This window comes from Paracoccus sp. S-4012 (genome assembly GCF_009674885.1).
Taxonomy (GTDB): domain Bacteria; phylum Pseudomonadota; class Alphaproteobacteria; order Rhodobacterales; family Rhodobacteraceae; genus Paracoccus.
This window is the reverse complement of the sequence record NZ_WKKA01000002.1, coordinates 136,417-153,183: the sequence shown is the minus strand read 5'-3', so window position 1 is coordinate 153,183 and position 16,767 is coordinate 136,417. Positions and strand designations below refer to the sequence as shown.

The 16,767-nt window shown below is 73.6% G+C and carries 17 protein-coding genes; 12 read left to right on the top strand and 5 right to left on the bottom strand.

Annotation, left to right across the window (positions count from 1 at the left end):
• Nucleotides 1-17 precede the first annotated feature (17 nt).
• From GI374_RS04110 to GI374_RS04090, 5 genes are all read left to right on the top strand, one after another.
• Nucleotides 18-1,550, top strand: a complete 1,533-nt coding sequence (locus GI374_RS04110) for a heparinase II/III family protein (protein WP_370515134.1) — start codon at nucleotides 18-20, stop codon at nucleotides 1,548-1,550.
• A 68-nt stretch (nucleotides 1,551-1,618) separates the two neighbouring features.
• A complete protein-coding gene (gene purH, locus GI374_RS04105) occupies nucleotides 1,619-3,199 on the top strand; it encodes a bifunctional phosphoribosylaminoimidazolecarboxamide formyltransferase/IMP cyclohydrolase (protein WP_154335746.1) in 1,581 nt (526 codons plus the stop codon).
• Nucleotides 3,199-3,858 carry a signal peptidase II gene (lspA, locus tag GI374_RS04100; RefSeq protein WP_154335745.1) on the top strand — a complete coding sequence of 220 codons (660 nt, stop codon included), beginning with the start codon at nucleotides 3,199-3,201 and terminating at the stop codon, nucleotides 3,856-3,858. Before purH ends, lspA begins: the two co-directional genes overlap by 1 nt.
• A gap of 32 nt (nucleotides 3,859-3,890) precedes the next feature.
• Entirely contained in the window at nucleotides 3,891-4,412 is a 522-nt protein-coding gene (locus GI374_RS04095; RefSeq protein ID WP_154335744.1) for a DUF3035 domain-containing protein, read from the top strand.
• Between the two features lie 30 nt (nucleotides 4,413-4,442).
• Nucleotides 4,443-5,141 (top strand): rhomboid family intramembrane serine protease, encoded by a 699-nt coding sequence (locus GI374_RS04090; protein WP_154335743.1) that lies wholly within the window; start codon nucleotides 4,443-4,445, stop codon nucleotides 5,139-5,141.
• On the opposite strand, the gene murJ is transcribed toward GI374_RS04090, so the two are convergent.
• Nucleotides 5,132-6,676, bottom strand: a complete 1,545-nt coding sequence (gene murJ / locus GI374_RS04085; RefSeq protein WP_154335742.1) for a murein biosynthesis integral membrane protein MurJ — start codon at nucleotides 6,674-6,676, stop codon at nucleotides 5,132-5,134. The genes GI374_RS04090 and murJ overlap by 10 nt on opposite strands.
• 131 nt (nucleotides 6,677-6,807) lie before the next feature.
• Between murJ and ispH the strand changes: the two genes are divergently transcribed.
• The 7 genes from ispH (at nucleotide 6,808) to GI374_RS04050 (ending at nucleotide 12,929) form a co-directional block, all read left to right on the top strand.
• Nucleotides 6,808-7,761, top strand: coding sequence for a 4-hydroxy-3-methylbut-2-enyl diphosphate reductase (ispH, locus tag GI374_RS04080; protein ID WP_154335741.1), 954 nt, complete (start codon nucleotides 6,808-6,810; stop codon nucleotides 7,759-7,761).
• Between the two features lie 87 nt (nucleotides 7,762-7,848).
• Nucleotides 7,849-8,346 (top strand): ribonuclease HI, encoded by a 498-nt coding sequence (rnhA, locus tag GI374_RS04075; protein WP_370515133.1) that lies wholly within the window; start codon nucleotides 7,849-7,851, stop codon nucleotides 8,344-8,346.
• Nucleotides 8,347-8,487: 141 nt separating this feature from the next.
• The gene (locus tag GI374_RS04070; RefSeq protein ID WP_154335740.1) at nucleotides 8,488-9,165 is read left to right on the top strand and encodes an NnrU family protein; all 678 of its coding nucleotides are present in this window, start codon (nucleotides 8,488-8,490) and stop codon (nucleotides 9,163-9,165) included.
• Nucleotides 9,162-10,004: a peptide chain release factor N(5)-glutamine methyltransferase gene (gene prmC / locus GI374_RS04065; RefSeq protein WP_154335739.1), complete on the top strand. Its 843-nt coding sequence runs from the start codon at nucleotides 9,162-9,164 to the stop codon at nucleotides 10,002-10,004. Before GI374_RS04070 ends, prmC begins: the two co-directional genes overlap by 4 nt.
• Nucleotides 10,005-10,112: 108 nt before the next feature.
• Nucleotides 10,113-10,769, top strand: coding sequence for a protein-L-isoaspartate O-methyltransferase (locus tag GI374_RS04060; RefSeq protein ID WP_154335738.1), 657 nt, complete (start codon nucleotides 10,113-10,115; stop codon nucleotides 10,767-10,769).
• A gap of 48 nt (nucleotides 10,770-10,817) precedes the next feature.
• On the top strand, nucleotides 10,818-12,224 hold the full coding sequence (locus GI374_RS04055; protein ID WP_154335737.1) for a TolC family outer membrane protein: 1,407 nt from the start codon (nucleotides 10,818-10,820) through the stop codon (nucleotides 12,222-12,224).
• Nucleotides 12,225-12,251: 27 nt separating this feature from the next.
• Nucleotides 12,252-12,929 carry a hypothetical protein gene (locus GI374_RS04050; protein WP_154335736.1) on the top strand — a complete coding sequence of 226 codons (678 nt, stop codon included), beginning with the start codon at nucleotides 12,252-12,254 and terminating at the stop codon, nucleotides 12,927-12,929.
• Between the two features lie 40 nt (nucleotides 12,930-12,969).
• Here GI374_RS04050 and GI374_RS04045 read toward each other — a convergent pair whose 3' ends face one another.
• The 4 genes from GI374_RS04045 to GI374_RS04030 all read right to left on the bottom strand — a co-directional run bounded on the left by GI374_RS04045 (nucleotide 12,970) and on the right by GI374_RS04030 (nucleotide 16,725).
• Nucleotides 12,970-14,001, bottom strand: coding sequence for a M23 family metallopeptidase (locus GI374_RS04045; protein ID WP_154335735.1), 1,032 nt, complete (start codon nucleotides 13,999-14,001; stop codon nucleotides 12,970-12,972).
• Between the two features lie 45 nt (nucleotides 14,002-14,046).
• Nucleotides 14,047-14,691, bottom strand: coding sequence for a protein-L-isoaspartate(D-aspartate) O-methyltransferase (locus GI374_RS04040; protein ID WP_154335734.1), 645 nt, complete (start codon nucleotides 14,689-14,691; stop codon nucleotides 14,047-14,049).
• A complete protein-coding gene (surE, locus tag GI374_RS04035) occupies nucleotides 14,688-15,485 on the bottom strand; it encodes a 5'/3'-nucleotidase SurE (protein WP_154335733.1) in 798 nt (265 codons plus the stop codon). The genes GI374_RS04040 and surE overlap by 4 nt, the downstream gene beginning before the upstream one ends.
• A gap of 67 nt (nucleotides 15,486-15,552) precedes the next feature.
• A complete protein-coding gene (locus GI374_RS04030) occupies nucleotides 15,553-16,725 on the bottom strand; it encodes an alanine--glyoxylate aminotransferase family protein (RefSeq protein WP_154336002.1) in 1,173 nt (390 codons plus the stop codon).
• Nucleotides 16,726-16,767 lie beyond the last annotated feature (42 nt).

The following is a 16,767-nucleotide window of genomic DNA, read 5'->3' as shown; positions in this document are numbered from 1 at the left end:
AGGGGCGAGACGGGCGGGTGACAGCGACGCGAGACGAGACCGCCCCGCACGGCTTCCTGCGCCGGCCGGAGCCGCGGGCGATCGGCTGGGCCAGCCGCGGGGCCGAGATCGTGGCCGGGCGGCTGCGGCTCGACGGCGCCGTGGTCGATGCCGCGGGCTTTCCCGACGGCCTGCCCGAACGCGCGACGGCCGAGCTGCACGGCTTCGGCTGGCTCGACGACCTCGCGGCGCTGGGCACGCCCGCGGCGCGGGACGTGGCGCAGGCAGCGGTGCTGGCGTGGGTTCGGCAGCGCCCCGAACCGGGGACCGGGCCGGTCTGGCGCGCGGATGTCACGGGGCGACGCGTCATGCGCTGGGTGTTCCACGCGGGCACCCTGTTGCCGGGCCTCGACCGCGCGGCCTCCACGCCGATCTTCGCCTCGCTCCACGCGCAGCTGGGGCATCTGCGACGGCACCTGTCCGAGACGTCGCTCGAGGCGGCCGCGGGCCTCGCCATCGCCGCCATGAGCCTGCGCGGGGCGGAGGCGCATCTGCCCCCGGCGCTCGAGGCGCTTGCGGCGGCGGCGGACCGGCTGCCGGCGGATGATCCGCGGCGCAACCCCGAGGCGCAGCTGGAGACAGCGGCGCTGCTGGCCTGGGTGATCGACACCGCAGCCGAGGCGCGGGTCAAGCTGCCGCCGCCGCTGCGGGCCGCGCTGGCGCGGATCGCGCCGGTGCTGCGGGGGCTGCGCCATGCCGATGGCGGGCTGCCGCGGATGCATGGCGGCGGCGCGGGGGCGCCCGGGCGTCTCGACCAGGTGCTGCGCGCGGCGGGGCCGGCGCCGCCGATCGAGGGCGCGGCGATGGGGTTCCGGCGGCTCTCGCGCGGGCGCAGCACGGTCGTCCTCGACGCGGCGCCGCCGCCAGCGGGCGAGCACGGCCAAGCCTCGACGCTGGGGTTCGAGTTCACCGTCGCCCGGCATCCGCTGATCGTCGGCTGCGGCTCCGGGCGGCGCTTCGGGGCCGACTGGGCGATGGCCGGCCGGGCGAGCCCGGCCTGTTCGACGCTGGTGCTGGACGGCCTCAGTTCGGCGCAGCTGGATGCTGTGGGCGGGCTCGATCCTGCGCCGGGGCGGGTGAGGGTGCAAGGCGATGCGGGGGAGGGCGACGGCCTCGCGGCGAATGTCCGCGCCGCGCATGACGGCTGGCGGGAGAGTCACGGGCTCGACCATCTCCGCGCGCTGCGCCTCGCGCCTGACGGGCTGGCGCTCCAGGGGGAGGATGCGCTGGAGCCGGTCGGCGCCGCGGGGGGCACAGCGCGCGAGGCGGCGCTGCATTTCCATCTGCACCCGGAGGTTGCCTCCGGCCTCTCGCAGGACGGCGTGGCGCTGCGCCTGCCTTCGGGCGAGGGCTGGCGCTTCGGCCATGAGGGCGGCGCGCTGACGCTGGAGCCTTCGGCCTGGCTCGACCCCGCGCAGCCTCGCCCCCGGCCCTCGCGGCAGATCGTGCTGCGCGCGCCGCTGGTCTCCGGCACGCCATGGAAGATTGCCTGGCAGCTCACGCGGGTCTGACGGCCGCGCGGCTGGACCTCGGCCCGGCGGCGCGGTAGCTGGCGCCAACCCGTCTCCCCGAGGCCATGATGACCGACCGCATCCCCGTCCGCCGCGCCCTGATCTCCGTCTCGGACAAGTCCGGGCTTGTCGAACTGGCGCAGGCGCTGGCCGGGCAGGGGGTGGAGCTGGTTTCGACCGGCGGCACGGCGATGCAGCTGCGCGATGCGGGGCTCGCGGTGCGGGACGTGGCCGACCTTACCGGCTTTCCCGAGATGATGGACGGGCGCGTCAAGACGCTGCATCCGGCGGTGCATGGAGGCTTGCTGGCGCTGCGCGACGAGCCCTCGCATCGCGAGGCGATGGCGGCGCACGGGATCGGGGCGATCGATCTGCTGGTGGTGAACCTCTATCCCTTCGAGGCGACGGTGGCGGCGGGCGCGGCCTACGACGACTGCATCGAAAACATCGACATCGGCGGCCCGGCGATGATCCGGGCGGCGGCGAAGAACCACGCGCATGTGGCGGTCGTGACCGACCCCGAGGACTACCCGCCGCTGCTTGAGGCGCTCGCGGCTGGCGGCACCGACCTCGCCTTCCGCAAGCGGCTGGCGCAGATCGCCTATGAGCGGACGGCAGCCTATGACGCGGCGGTGTCGGGCTGGATGGCGGGCGCCATTGGCGAGGCGACGCCTCGGCGGCGGGCCTTGGCGGGCAGGCTCGCGCAGCCGCTCCGCTACGGCGAGAACCCGCATCAGGCGGCCGCCTTCTACACCGACGGCTCGGCCCGGCCCGGCGTCGCGACCGCGCGCCAGTGGCAGGGCAAGGAGCTCTCCTACAACAACATCAACGACACCGACGCCGCCTATGAGCTGGTGGCGGAGTTCGGCCCGGATACTCCCGCCTGCGCGATCATCAAGCACGCCAACCCCTGCGGCGTGGCGCGTGGCGCGACGCTGGCCGAGGCTTACGCCCGCGCCTACGACTGCGACCGGACCTCGGCCTTCGGCGGGATCGTGGCGCTGAACCGGACGCTCGACGGCGAGACGGCGCGCGCCATCAGCGAAATCTTCACCGAGGTCGTGATCGCGCCGGACGCGGATGACGACGCCAAGGCGGTGTTCGCGGGCAAGAAGAACCTGCGGCTGCTGATGGCGGGCGGGTTGCCCGACCCCGCCGCGCAAGGCGAGGTGTTCCGGCAGGTCGCGGGCGGGTTCCTCGTCCAGTCCCGCGATGCGGGGCGGATCGCGCGCGCCGACCTGCGGGTTGTCACGGCGAAGCAGCCGACCGAGGCGCAACTCGACGACCTGCTCTTCGCCTGGACCGTCGCCAAGCACGTCAAGTCGAACGCCATCGTCTATGCCCGCGACGTCGCCACCGTGGGCATCGGCGCCGGGCAGATGAGCCGCATCGACTCGACCCGCATCGGCCGCCGCAAGGCCGAGGACATGGCCGAGGCGCTGGGTCTCGCCCGCCCGCCGACCGAGGGCGCGGTGGTCGCCTCGGATGCGTTCTTCCCCTTCGCGGACGGGATCGAAGCGCTGGCCGAGGCCGGCGCGGTCGCGGTGATCCAGCCCGGCGGCTCGATGCGCGACGAGGAGGTGATCGCGGCGGCCGACCGGCTCGGCCTCGCGATGGTCTTCACCGGCCAGCGGCATTTCCGTCACTGATGGCGCGCGAACCCGACCCCCCGCGGCCCGAGCCCGCGCCGCCCGAGAAGGCGCCGAAGCTCCGCAAGCCGCGCGCGAAGAAACCCGCCGGCACAGCCAGCCGCGGCAAGGCGCCCGCGACCCGCAAGGTCGCCGCGCCGCCGCCGGTGTCGCTGCGCGACCAGCCGTGGCGGCTGACCGGCCTCGTCGCGGGCGGAATCATCCTCTTCGACCAGCTCACGAAATGGTTCGTGGTCCACTGGCTCGACCTCGCCACGCGGCGCGAGATCGACGTGATCGACCCCTTCCTGAACTTCCGCATGGCCTGGAATCAGGGCGTCAACTTCGGCCTGCTCTCTTCCTCCGCCGACATCATGCGCTGGGTGCTGGTCGCGGTCGCGCTGGCGGTCTGCGTCTGGGTCGGCGTCTGGGTGCATCGCGCGCGACCGGGGCGGATGGCGCAGGTGGCGGCGGGGCTGCTGATCGGCGGCGCCATCGGGAACGTGATCGACCGGGTGGCCTATGGCGCGGTGGCGGATTTCCTCAACATGTCGCTGCCGGGCTGGCGCAACCCCTACAGCTTCAACGTGGCGGATATCGCGATCTTCGCCGGTGCCTTGGGGCTCGTGTTCCAGCCGCAACCGGCGAAGCCCCGTGACGGCGCGAAGAAGACGCGCTAGAGAGGGCCGCAAAGCCGGATGAGGGGCAGTCCATGCGGGTGATCGGGGTCTCTATCGGACTGCTGACGGCAGCCATGCTGGCCGGCTGCGGCGGCGACACCGGGCTGATGAACATCGAGGGCGGCAGCGACGGCCCGGACGAGTTCGCGATCCTGCCGACGAAGCCGCTGCAGATGCCGCCGGACCTCAACCAGCTTCCGGTGCCGACGCCAGGCGGGGCCAGCATCACCGACCCGACGCCCGAGGCGGATGCGGTCGCGGCGCTCGGCGGCGATCCGGGGCGGCTTGCGCCGACCGGGATCGGGGCGGCGGATGGCGCGCTGGTCAGCTATGCCTCGCGCGCGGGCGCGGCTCCCGGCATCCGGCAGGTGCTCGCCGCCGAGGACGAGCAGTTCCGCGCCGGGCGCGGCCGGCGGCTGCTGGAAGTGCTGGCGCGCACCAACGTCTATTACCGTGCCTATGAGCCGCAGTCGCTGGACCCCTGGGTCGAGCAGGACCGCTGGCGCCGGTCCGGGGCGCAGGTGCCCTCGGCCCCGCCGCCGCCGCTCGACTGACCGGCGCATCGTCGGAAAGGAGCCCGGCCCATGCATCACGGCTATGACGAATCCCCCTTCAACCCGCTGCCGCTGGTGGTCTGGGCCCTGGTGCTGCCCGCCGTGGCCTCCGAGGCGGTGTTTGCGCTCAACAGCGCGGGCTTCACCGGAGGCGGGATCGGGCTGCGCGGGCGCGCGCTCGAACTTGCGGCCTATCCGCCCGAGATGGCGCTCAGGATGTGGCAATGGGGCGTGATGGTCTGGGACCAGTCCTACCGGATCCTGTCCTATCCCTTCATCCACTACGGCTTCACCCATGCGGCCTTCGTGGTGGTCTTCACGCTGGCGCTCGGCAAGGTGCTGTCCGAGACCTTCCGCCCGGTGGGGGTACTGGGTCTCTGGTTCGGCTGCACCATCGGCGCGGCGCTGATCTACACCACCATCGCGGCGCTGCTGCCGGGCATACGCTTCGCGCCGCTGGTGGGAGGCTTTCCGCCGGTCTACGGCTTCGTGGGCGCGTTCACCTTCCTGCTCTGGGCGCGGCTGGGGCAGATCGGCGGCAACCGGATGCGGGCGTTTTCGCTGATCGGGATGCTGCTGCTCTTCCAGCTGACCTTCGGGCTGATCTTCGGCGGCGCGGGCACCTCCTGGATCGCCGAGATCGCGGGCTTCTGCCTCGGCTTCGGCCTCAGCTTCGTGCTGGTCCCGGGCGGTCCGGCGCGGGTGCGCCGGGCGCTGCGTCAGCGCTGACGGCGCAGGCTCGCGCGCAGGTCCGAGCGGCTGATCGCACCGAAGGCGAGGGCGGCGACGGCGTAGCTCGCCACGCCCGCCCCGACCAGCAGCGCCAGGGCGAGGATGCGCTCGCCCGGTGCGGCCAGCATGGGCGTCAGGGCGCGCTCGGCGAACCACAGGACCACGCCCATCACCAGCGAGGCGGCGACGATCCGCGGCACGCGAGCGCGCAGGCGGGCGTCGGCGGCTCCGGCATCGCCGAAGGCGCGGCTGCCGCGCCACAGCTGCCATGACATGATCCAACCCGCGACCGTGGTGCCGAGCGCCGCCGCCGAGAAACCGATCAGCGGCGCGAGGCCGAGGGCCACGCCCGCGTTCACCACCATCGACACGACCGCATAGCGGAAGGGCGAGCGGGTATCCTCGCGCGCGAAGAACAGCGGCTGCTGGACCTTCTGCAGCACGAAGGCGGGCAGGCCGACGCCGTAGATGGCGAGGGCGAGGGCGGTCGGGCCAACGTCGCTTTGCTCGAAGGCGCCGCGGCCGAAGAGGACCGAGATCAGCGGGCCAGAGATGACCACGAGGGCGACGGCCGAGGGGACGGTGAGGAACAGCGCGAACTCGGCCGCGCGGTTCCACGCTGCGCGCCCGCCCGCGTGGTCCTCGGCCTTCAGGCGGCGCGAGATGTCGGGCAGCAGGACGATGCCGATGGCGATGCCGACGACGCCCAGGGGGAGTTGGTAGAGGCGGTCGGCATAGGTCAGCCAGGCGATCGCGCCCTCGAAGAACGACCCGACCTGACGGCCGACGAGCAGGTTGATCTGCACCACGCCCCCCGCCAGCACGGCGGGCGCAGCGATGGCGAGCAGGCGGCGCATGTCGGGCGTCAGGCGCGGGCGGCGCAGGCGCAGCGGGAAGCCCATGCGCTTCGCGGCCCACCAGACGGCGGCAAGCTGCGCCATCCCCGAGACCGGCGTGGACCAGGCCATCGCGAGGCCCATGTCCCAGCCGAAGCGGTCGGCCATGAGCATCGCGGCGATCAGGATGAAGTTCATCAGCACCGGGGCCGCGGCCGCCGCGACGAAGCGGCCCCCCGCGTTCAGCAGGCCCGAGAGCAGCGCCGTCAGCGAGATGAAGAAGATGTAGGGAAAGCAGATGCGCCCGTAGAGGACGGCGAGATCGAACCGCTCGTCGCCGACGAAGCCCGCGGCCATGGCGAGGACCAGCCAGGGCATGGCAATCGTGGCAATGACCGAGACGACGATCACCACCGTGGCGAGGCCCGAGAAGGCGTCCTCGGCGAAGGCGCGGGGGCCCTCGCTGGCCTCGAGCTTCTTGGAGAACATCGGCACGAAGGCGGTGTTGAACGCGCCCTCGGCGAAGAAGCGGCGGAACATGTTGGGCAGCGTGAAGGCGACGAGATAGGCCTCGGCCACCGGCCCGGTGCCGAGGAAGGCCGCGATCAGCACGTCGCGCACGAAGCCGACGACGCGGCTGGCGAGCGTCCAGGCGCCGACGGTCAGGAAGCCGCGAAAGAGGCGGATCGGTTTCATGGGCCTCGCCCTCAGGTGTCGCGCCGGGATGGGGCAGGAGGGGGCCGGAAGGCAAGGGGTGCGCGCGGCCTTCATGGGCAGCCACCGCCCCCGCCATTGCACGCGGGCCGCCGGATCGCTACCTCCCCCGCATGAACAGCCGCCCGCCCCTGACCGTCTACCTCGCCGCCCCGCGCGGCTTCTGCGCCGGCGTGGACCGCGCCATCCGCATCGTGGAACTCGCGCTGCAGAAATGGGGCGCGCCGGTCTATGTCCGCCACGAGATCGTTCACAACCGCTTCGTCGTGGACCGCCTGCGCGACCTCGGCGCGGTGTTCGTGGAGGAACTGGACGAGGCCCCTGACGACCGGCCCGTGATCTTCTCGGCCCACGGCGTGCCGAGATCGGTCCCGGCCGAGGCGGCGCGGCGCAACATGATCCAGGTCGACGCGACCTGCCCGCTGGTGACCAAGGTCCATATGGAGGCCGCCCGTCACGCGCAGGAAGGGCTGCAGCTCGTGATGGTGGGTCATGCCGGGCACCCGGAGGTGATCGGCACGATGGGCCAGCTGCCGCCGGGCGAGGTGCTGCTGGTCGAATCGGTCGCGGACGTGGCGACCCTCGCCCCGCGCGACCCGGCGCGGCTGGCCTGGGTGACGCAGACGACGCTCAGCGTGGACGACACGGCCGAGATCGTGGCGGCGCTGCAGGCGCGCTTCCCCGGCATCACCGGCCCGGCCAAGGACGACATCTGCTACGCCACCACCAACCGGCAGGCGGCGGTGAAGGCGATTGCCGGCAAGATCGACGCGCTGCTGGTCATCGGCGCGCCGAACAGCTCGAACTCGCGCCGGCTGGTCGAGGTCGGGCGCACGGCGGGCTGCGGCTATGCCCAGCTCGTCGGCCGCGCGGACGAGATCGACTGGCGCGCGCTCGAAGGCATCCGCACCATCGGCGTGACCGCCGGGGCGAGCGCGCCGGAGGTGCTGGTCGAGGAGGTCGTGGACGCGCTCCGCTCGCGCTTCGACGTGACGGTCGAGATGGTCGAGACCGCCCGCGAGGACATCGAGTTCAAGGTGCCGAGGGTGTTGCGGCAACCGGCGTGAGCCGGGGGTTTTCCACCCCCGGACCCCAGGAGGATATTTGGATCAAGGCGAAGACATGCGGCTTTTCTCCATGACGGGGCGGAGGTGGTGAGCGCGGATCCCGCGGCCTCGGCGGACCCTTCCGCGGCGCGTGGTGCGACCGAGCTCCACGCCTGGACCGACGGCGCCTGCAGCGGCAATCCCGGCCCCGGCGGCTGGGGTGTGGTGATGCGGGCCATGCGGGACGGGGAGGTTCTGCGCGAGCGCGAGCTTTCGGGCGGCGAGGCGGCGACCACCAACAACCGCATGGAGCTGATGGCGTCGATCGCGGCGCTCGAGGCGCTGAACCGCGCCTCGACGATCACCGTCACCACCGACAGCGCCTATGTGAAGAACGGCGTCACCGCTTGGATTCACGGCTGGAAGCGGAACGGCTGGAAGACCTCGGACCGCAAGCCGGTGAAGAACGAGGACCTGTGGCGGCGGCTCGACGCCGCGGCCGCGCGGCATCGCGTCACCTGGGCCTGGATCAAGGGCCATGCCGGGCATGCCGAGAACGAGCGCGCGGACGAGCTGGCGCGCGCGGGGATGGCGCCGTTCAAGTGACCGCCACGGCGCCGCTGACCCGCGGGGTGGTGGCGTTCGTCTGAGGCCGGGCCGCCGCGCGCCTGCTGAGCGGCCTTCGCCCGCCGCAGGCGGCGCGCCGCCGCATTGCCACCACCGGCGTCGCGGCCTATCGCTCGCGGCATGTCTGGATGGCTCCCGCTTCTCGCCGCCTTCGCGCTGTTTCTCGCCGCCCATGCGATCCCGATGCGGCCCGACATCCGCGGGCCGCTGGTCGGGGCGCTCGGGCGACGGGGCTATCTGGTCCTCTACAGCCTGCTGTCGATCGGACTGCTCTACCTGCTGATCCTCGCCGTGAACGCCGCGCCGCGCGTGACGTTGTGGGCGCCGGCGCTGTGGCAGCGGTGGCTCGTGAACCTCGCGATGCCGGCCGCGATCCTGCTTGCCGCCTTCGGCATCGGCGCGCCCAATCCCTTCGGCGTCACCGGCAAGGCCGAGGGCTTCGACCCGGCGCGGCCGGGCATCGCAGGGATCACGCGGCATCCGCTGATGTGGGCCTTCGCGCTCTGGGCCGGGGCGCATCTGGTCGCGAATGGCGAGCTTGCGCATGTGCTGTTCTTCGGCGCGATGCTGGTCTTCGCGCTCATGGGCCTTGCCGCGGGCGAGGCGCGGGCGCGGCGGCTGCCTGATTTCAGGCGGCTGGCCGTGCGGACCTCCCTCCTCCCCGGAGCGGCGCTGCTGACCGGGCGGTGGCAGCCGCGGGGCTGGCCCTCGCCGCTGCGGCTCGGCATCGCCGTCGTGGTCTGGCTCGGCCTCCTCTATCTGCATCCGCCGCTGATCGGCGCGGTGGCGCTGCCATGACGGCGCGCTTCACGCTTGCCGACGCGCTGCGGGCCGGGGCGCGCGACCTCGCCTCGGGCGGCGTGCCCGATCCCTCGCGCGACGCGCGGCGGCTGCTCGCCCATGTCCTCGGCATGCCGCCCGAGCGGCTGACGACGAAGCTGCGCGAGCCGTTTCCGCTCGCGGCAGGCGCGGCCTTCGACGCCGCCCTCTGCCGGCGCCTCTCGCGCGAGCCGGTCTCGCAGATCACCGGGCGACGGCTCTTCTGGGGCCGCCCGTTCCGCGTCACCCGCGACACGCTCGATCCCCGCCCCGAGACCGAGACCCTGATCGCCGCGGCCCTCGAGGCGCCCTTCGCGGAGGTGCTGGACCTCGGCACCGGCACCGGCGCGATCCTGCTGACGCTGCTGCTGGAGCGGCCCGGCGCGACGGGCCTCGGGACCGACCTGTCCGAGGCCGCCCTCGCCGTCGCCCGCGGGAACGCGGCCCGCCTCGGCGCGCGCGACGCGACGTTCCTGCGCGCCGACTGGTTTGACGGCATCGACGGGCGCTTCGACCTGATCGCTTCGAACCCGCCTTATATCGCCGCAGGCGAGATGGCCGGGCTGGAGCCCGAGGTCCGCCTCTGGGAGCCGGCCATGGCGCTCACCGACGGCGGCGACGGCCTTGCCGCCTACCGCGCGATCGCGGCCGGAGCGCCCGCGCATCTGGCGCCGGGCGGGCGGCTCATGGTCGAAATCGGCCCGACCCAGGCGGCGGCGGTCGCCGGGCTGTTCCGGGAGGCAGGCCTTGCCGGGGTGGAGGTCCGCGCGGACCTCGACGGCCGCGACCGCGTGGTGATCGCCCGCGCCCCCGACTGACGCGCGCCTGCACCACCGCGTCACCGCGACGAGTGCTGCTTGAAGCTCGCGTTGCTCCATCCTGGAAGCTGTGGCAGAACAAACCCCACGGCCCTCGCGGAGGCAGGAATGATCGACTTCACCCATGCGCGCACGACCATGGTGGACACCCAGGTCAGGCCCAGCGACGTGACCCGCTACCAGGTGATCGAGGCGATGCTCGCCGTCCCGCGCGAGCTGTTCGTGCCCCATCCGCTCGAGGGCGTGGCCTATGCCGGCCAGCACATCGTCCTCGAGGGCGGCCGGATCGTCATGGAGCCGCGGACGCTGGCCAAGATGATCGACGCACTCGACCCTTCGCCGGGCGAGCTGATCCTCGACGTTGCCTGCGGCACCGGCTACGCCGCCGCGCTCGTCGGCCGGACCGCGGGGGGCGTCGTCGCGCTCGAGAGCCTGCCCGACCTTGCGACGGCGGCCGAGGCCGCGCTCGCCGCGGCGGGGGCCGAGACGGTGGCCGTGGTCCGCGGCCCGCTCGATGCCGGCTGGCCGGGGCAGGCGCCTTATGACGCCATCCTCGTCAGCGGCGGCGCGGTGGAGGAGGTCCCCGACAGCCTCGCCTCGCAACTGCGCGAGGGCGGACGCATCGTCGCCCTGTTCGTGGAGGGCGCGCTCGGCACCGCGCGGCTCGGCCTCGCGACGCCGACCGGCATCTCCTGGCGCGACCTGTTCAACGCCCACGCCCCGCGCCTGCCCGATTTCACCCGCGCGCGCGCCTTCGCCCTCTAGCCTTCCGCGCGGGCGATCCGCGCGGGCCATGTGTCACGGGAGCCGAACATGACCCACCGCGAGCCCACGGCCGTCCGGCGACTCTGCACGGCCGCGCGCCGCACGGTCGCCGGCGCCGCCCTCGCCGTCGCGCTCGGGCCGCTGCCCGCGGCGGCCGAAAGCCTCGCCGACGCGATGGTCGCCGCCTACCGCCACGCTGCCCTGCTGGAGCAGAACCGCGCCGTCCTGCGCGCCGCCGACGAGGATGTCGCGGGCGCCATGGCGCGGCTGCGGCCGGTGATCGATTGGACGCTCAGCCACAGCTTCCGCGACCTTGACGGCACCGAGACGACCTCGCAGACCGCCTCGCTGAGCGCGCAGATGACGCTCTATGACTGGGGCCGGCGGCAGCTCGGGATCGACGCCGCGAAGGAGATCGTGCTCGCGACCCGCGCGCAGCTGATCGCGGTCGAGCAGGACGTGCTGCTCGACGCCGTCAACGCCTATCTCACGGTCCGCAGCGCCCGCCAGCAGGTCGAGCTGCAACAGAACTCGGTCCGGGTGCTGGGCGAGGAGCTGAGCGCGGCCAACGATCGCTTTTCCGTGGGCGAGATCACCGTGACCGACGTGTCGCTGGCCGAGGCGCAGCTGGCGCAGACCCGCGCGCAGCTTGCGACCGCCCAGGGCGACCTGCAGATCGCGATCGAACGCTACCGCGCCGCCACCGGGCGCGATCCCGGCGACCTCTTGGCGCCGCCGGAGCTGCCGCGCCTGCCCGAATCGGTCAGCGCCGCGCAGGCGATCGCGGTGCGCAGCCATCCGGCGATCGAGGGCGCGCAGCGCAACGTCGCCGCCGCCGAGATCCAGGTCGCGGGCGCGGCGGCCGAGCGGCGGCCGGAAATCTCGGGCAACGCCTCGGTCTTCGCGCAGCATTCCTCGATCGGCGGCAGCGACGTCGAGCCGGGCGCCAGCCTCGGAATCGAGATGCGGCAGCGGATCTATGCCGGCGGCGCGCTCAGCGCCTCGCACCGGCAGGCGATGGCGAATCGGGACCGGATCCGGGCGCAACTGCTGCAGACGACGCGCGACGTCTCGGAGCAGGTCGGCGTCTCCTGGGCCAATATCGACGTGGCCGGCGCGCAGATCCGCGCCATCGACGAGCAGATCTCGGCCGCGCAGCAGGCGTATGAGGGCGTGCGCGAGGAGGCCACGCTGGGCGCGCGCACCACGCTCGACGTGCTCGACGCCGAGCAGGACCTGCTCGAGGCGCGGGCCAACCGGATCACCGCACAAGCCAATCTCCAGTTAGCTCATTATCAACTTCTCTCGTCTATGGGTCTGCTGACGGTAGAAAACCTGCAGCTGGGGATCCCGACCTATGACCCATCGGCCTATTACAACGCGGTGCGCGACGCCCCTTCGACGAGCGTCCAGGGCCAGAACCTCGACCGCGTGCTGCGCGCCCTCGGCCGCTGACGGCCGCTTGGGCCGGGAGGCGCGCTGATGTCCGCCCCCGCCGCCTCCGGCCTGCCCCAACCGCCGCAATACGCCGCCACCCCCCAGGGGGGCAGCGGCGACGTCCTCGCCTCGATCCGGCGCATGATCGCGGAGGATGAGCAGGGCGGCGCCCCGCCCGCCTCGCCTTTGCCGCTGCGCCTCGAGGGGCCGGTGCTGCGACTCGATTCGCCGGTGGGCGGCCAGGCACTGCCGCCGCTGCGCCTCGGCCGCGGTGATTCGCCCGAGGCCACGCGCCTGCGGGCCACGGCGATGCGCGAGGCGATCCGCGCCCGTGTGCCGGGACCGGGGAGCGTGCCGCCCGAACCGGCGCCGATTGTGGCCGAGGCGGTGGCCGAAGTGGCCGAGCGGGTGGCCGAAGCGCCCGGGCCCGCGATCGAAGCCGCTGCGCCGCAAGCGCCTCAGCCGGTCGCCGCGGTGCCGGAGGTTGCCGCTCCGGTCGCCCCCGCGACCGTGGCCACGGCGGCTCAACCCCCCGCCGAAGCTGCGTCGCCGGAACCCGCACACCCGGCCGCGGGCTTTTTCGGCGACATGATTCGCGAGGTCCTGCGCCAGGAGCTGCGCGGCGAGAGCCTCGACCGCATGTCGGGCGACCTCCGCAGCATGGTCCTGCGCGAGGTGGCGCGCGCCATCACCGGCGGCACGGCCGACTGCGCGGGGTGGTGATGTAGGCACGGCGCGCGCGGCCCCGCCCGGATCCGCCCGGTCAGCCGAGGTAATCCGCCGGATCGACGCTGTCGAAGCCGTCGCGCACCTCGAAATGAACGCTTCCGTCGTTCGCGGCGGTGCCGAGCGTCTGCCCGGCGCTGACGCTGTCGCCCTTGGACACGCTCAGGCCGGAGAGGCCGGTATAGACCGTCATCAGGGTGCCGTCATGGCGGACCACCACGATCGGCGTGCCCTGCGTGTCGCGCGTGACCGCCGCCACCGTACCGCTGCCCGCCGCCTTGACGGCGGTTCCGGGCGCTGCGGCGATGTCGATGCCCTCGTTGCGGCCCTTGGCATAGGCGCGCACGATCGAGCCCGCGACCGGCATCTGAAAGCGGCCGCTGCCCGAGGCGGCGGTCCGGGTCGCGCCGAGATCGGGGCCGGAGGGGCGGTTGACCGGGGCCGAGGCCGGCCGCGTGCTCTCGGAGGGCAGCGGCTGCGCGGCCGAGGGCGGCAGCGGCGTCGGCGTGCCGCTGCCGGGGGCGGTCAGCGGCTCGGCCAGGCGGGTGCCGCCCGCGGGGATAGTCAGCCGCTGGCCCGCGCGCACGGTCATCGCCTCGCCGAGGTTGTTGGCCTGCGTGAGCGCCGCGAGGCTCACCCCGTAGCGGCGCGCGATCGACCAGGCCGTCTCGCCCGCCGCGACGGTGTGGGTCGTTGCTGCTGCCGCGGGCGCAGCGGTGCCGGAGGTTGCGGGTGCCGAGGGCGCTGCGGCTGCTGTCTGGCCGCCGCCGCCCGGCACTGCGGGCTGGGCCACGCCCTGCCCCGCAAACGGGTCGACGACCCGGCCGCCGCCGCCGGCCCCTCCGCCCGCGCCGCCCCGCGCCCCGGCGGTGTTGAGCGGCCCACCCATGGCGCCGCGCAGGTCGGGGTCGATCGCCCCCACCCCGAACGGGTTCCTGAATCCCGCCAAGGGATTCTGCATCCCGCCCATCGGGTTCTGGAAAGTGCCGTCCGCCCCGCAGGCCGCCAGCGTTCCCGCCAGCCCCGCGGCGAGCGCGGCCCGTGCCACCCTGCCTCGCACCGTCATCATCTGCCCTCGCCGCGGGTCATGCCCGCATCGCCTCGTTTGCGGGGGTCATGTCTGTCCCAACCCCTCGACCAGCGGCACGAAACGCACCTGCCGGAGTTCGTCATAGTCGTAGCCGGCCTCGTGGCGGCGCACGCGGATCAGGGTCTGGACCGCGTCCGTCTGCCCGACCGGCAGGACCATGATACCGCCGATCTTCAATTGCGACAACAACGGCCCCGGCGGGTCCTCGGCCGCGGCAGTCACCAGTATGCGATCGAAGGGCGCCGTCTCCGGCAAGCCGCGCGAGCCGTCGGCCACCCGCGCGGTGATGTTCGTGAGGCCCAGCTCGCGAAACAGCGCCTCGGCCTCGGTCACGAGGCGGCGATGGCGGTCCACGGTATAGACGCGCCGGCAGAGCAGCGACAGGATCGCCGCCTGGTAGCCCGAGCCGGTGCCGACCTCGAGGACCGTGTCGCGCGGCCCCACCTCGAGCGCCTGGCTCATCAGCCCCACGATGGAGGGCTGGCTGATCGTCTGGCCGCAGGGGATCGGCAGCGGCGTGTCCTCATAGGCGCGGTCCTCGAAATGGCCGCGCACGAAATGGCCGCGGTCGATCCGCTCCATCGCCTGCAGGACCCTCGGATCCGTGACCCCGCGCGAACGGAGCGTCAGCAGAAAGCGCATCCGGTCCTCGGCGGGATCCTCGCTCATGAGGGGGCGCCGAGCGCCTCGGCCAGCGGCCCGAGGCTCGCATGGCAGGTGAAGTCCGCGCGCATCGGCGTGACCGAGATCCAGCCCTCCATGTTCAGCGTCACGTCCGAACCCGGATCGGCCGGCGCGTCCTGCGCGCCGCCGCGGACCCAGAGGAAGCGGCGGCCAGTGGGCGAGACGAAGGGCTCGACCGTGAAGCCGCGGCTGCGGCGGCGGCCCTGCGGCGCGACGCGCAGGCCGCGGACCTCGTCGGTCGGCACGGGGGGGAAGTTCACGTTGTAGAAGAGCTGGTAGTCGGCATCCGGCTCGGTCCGGTGCGCGGCCAGCAGCCGGCGCACGACCTCCGCTCCCCAGCGGCGGGCGGGGTCGAACGGGTCCTCCATCCCGGCCATGCGCGGGCCGAGATATTGCGACAGCGCGATCGCGGGCAGGCCCTGCAGCGCCGCCTCCATCGCGGCGCCCAGGGTGCCCGAATAGGCCGCGTTCTCGCCCGAGTTGTTGCCGCGGTTCACGCCCGACAGGACGAAGTCGGGCCTGAGTCCACCCATCGCGTCCGACACCGCCGCCAGCACGCAGTCGGCCGGGCTACCCTCGGCCGCGAAGCGGCGCGGGCCGAGTTGCGCGATCATCGTCGGGCCGGTGTAGCTGATGGCGTGGGCGACGCCGGATTGCTCGAAGGCCGGGGCCACGACCCAGACCTCGCCGTCAGGCCCGGCGAGTTCGGCGGCGATCGCCTCGGCGGCGGCGAGGCCGGGGGCGTTGATGCCGTCGTCGTTGGTCAGCAGGATGCGCATTGGCCGGGCCCCTCGTCGTCGCAACCGGTGATAGCCGAGGCCGCGGGGCCGCGGCAACCGCCGCGGCTCATGCGCGGGCCGCGATCACGGCCGCCGCGGCGTCGAGCGCGCCGGGACCATGCGCAATCCCGAGCGCCCGCATCCCGGCCTCCATCGCGCCGAGCGTGCCGAGGATCATATGCGCCGAGGCGTGGCCCATATGGGCGACCCTGAGCGCATCCTCCGGCGTGGCGGCGCCGAGGCCGACGCCCAGCGTCACCCCCGCCTTCGCCGCGGTCCATTCTCGCAGCCGCGCCGCGCCCGGCAGATGCGCGGCCGTGACCGAGCGGGCGCGGGCGGCCGGATCGGTGATGTTGAGACCGATGCCGCCGTCCTCGCCCCAGGCGTCGAAGGCGGCCCAGACGGCAGCGGCCAGCCCTTCGTGGCGGGCGAAGGCGGCGTCCAGCCCCTCCTCGTCCAGCAGCAGCCGCAGCGCCTCGTCCTGCGCATAGAGGAGCTGCACCGGCGGCGTGCCGCCCCACATGTGCCAGAGTTCGCCCTCGTCCAGACGCCGGCGCCAGTCCCAGTAGGGCGTGGCCAGATCGCCCGCGGGCATCGCGCACGCCCGGTCGGAGAGCCAGAGATAGCCCAGCCCCGGCGGCGCCATGAGGCCCTTCTGGCTCGCGGCGACCAGCACGTCGATGCCGCCCGCGTCCATGCCCAGCGGCTCGCAGCCGAGCGAGGCGATCGCGTCGACGGCAAAGAGGGCCGGGTGCGCGCCCATGGCCGTCCGCAGCGCCGCGAGGTCGTTGCGGACCGAACTCGCGGTGTCCACCTGCGTCACCAGCACGGCGCGGATCAGACCGCCTCGGTCCTCGCGCAGCCGGTCGGCGAGGCGTTGCGGGTCGGCGGGGGCGCGGTTGCCGAAGTCCATGACCTCGACCTCGACGCCCATGGCGGTCGCCGCCGCCGCCCAGCCGCGGCCGAAATGGCCGGTGGCGAGGACGAGCGCGCGGTCGCCGCGGCTGAACATGCTGGCGATCGCCGCCTCCCAGGCGGCATGGCCGTTGCCGATATAGGTGGCGAGGCCGGCCGCGCCCGGGGCCAGCCGCATGAGCCGCGCGCGCAGCCCGAGGTTCAACGCGGCCAGCGGCGCCCCGTAGATGTCGGGCGAGGCGCGGTGCAGCGCGGCCAACACCGCATCCGGCGTCCGCGACGGTCCCGGAATCGCCACCACCTCATGCCCCGCCGCAAAGCTCATCCCCGTCCCCCGATTGGCGTTTGCGCCTTGGTAGACGGGGGC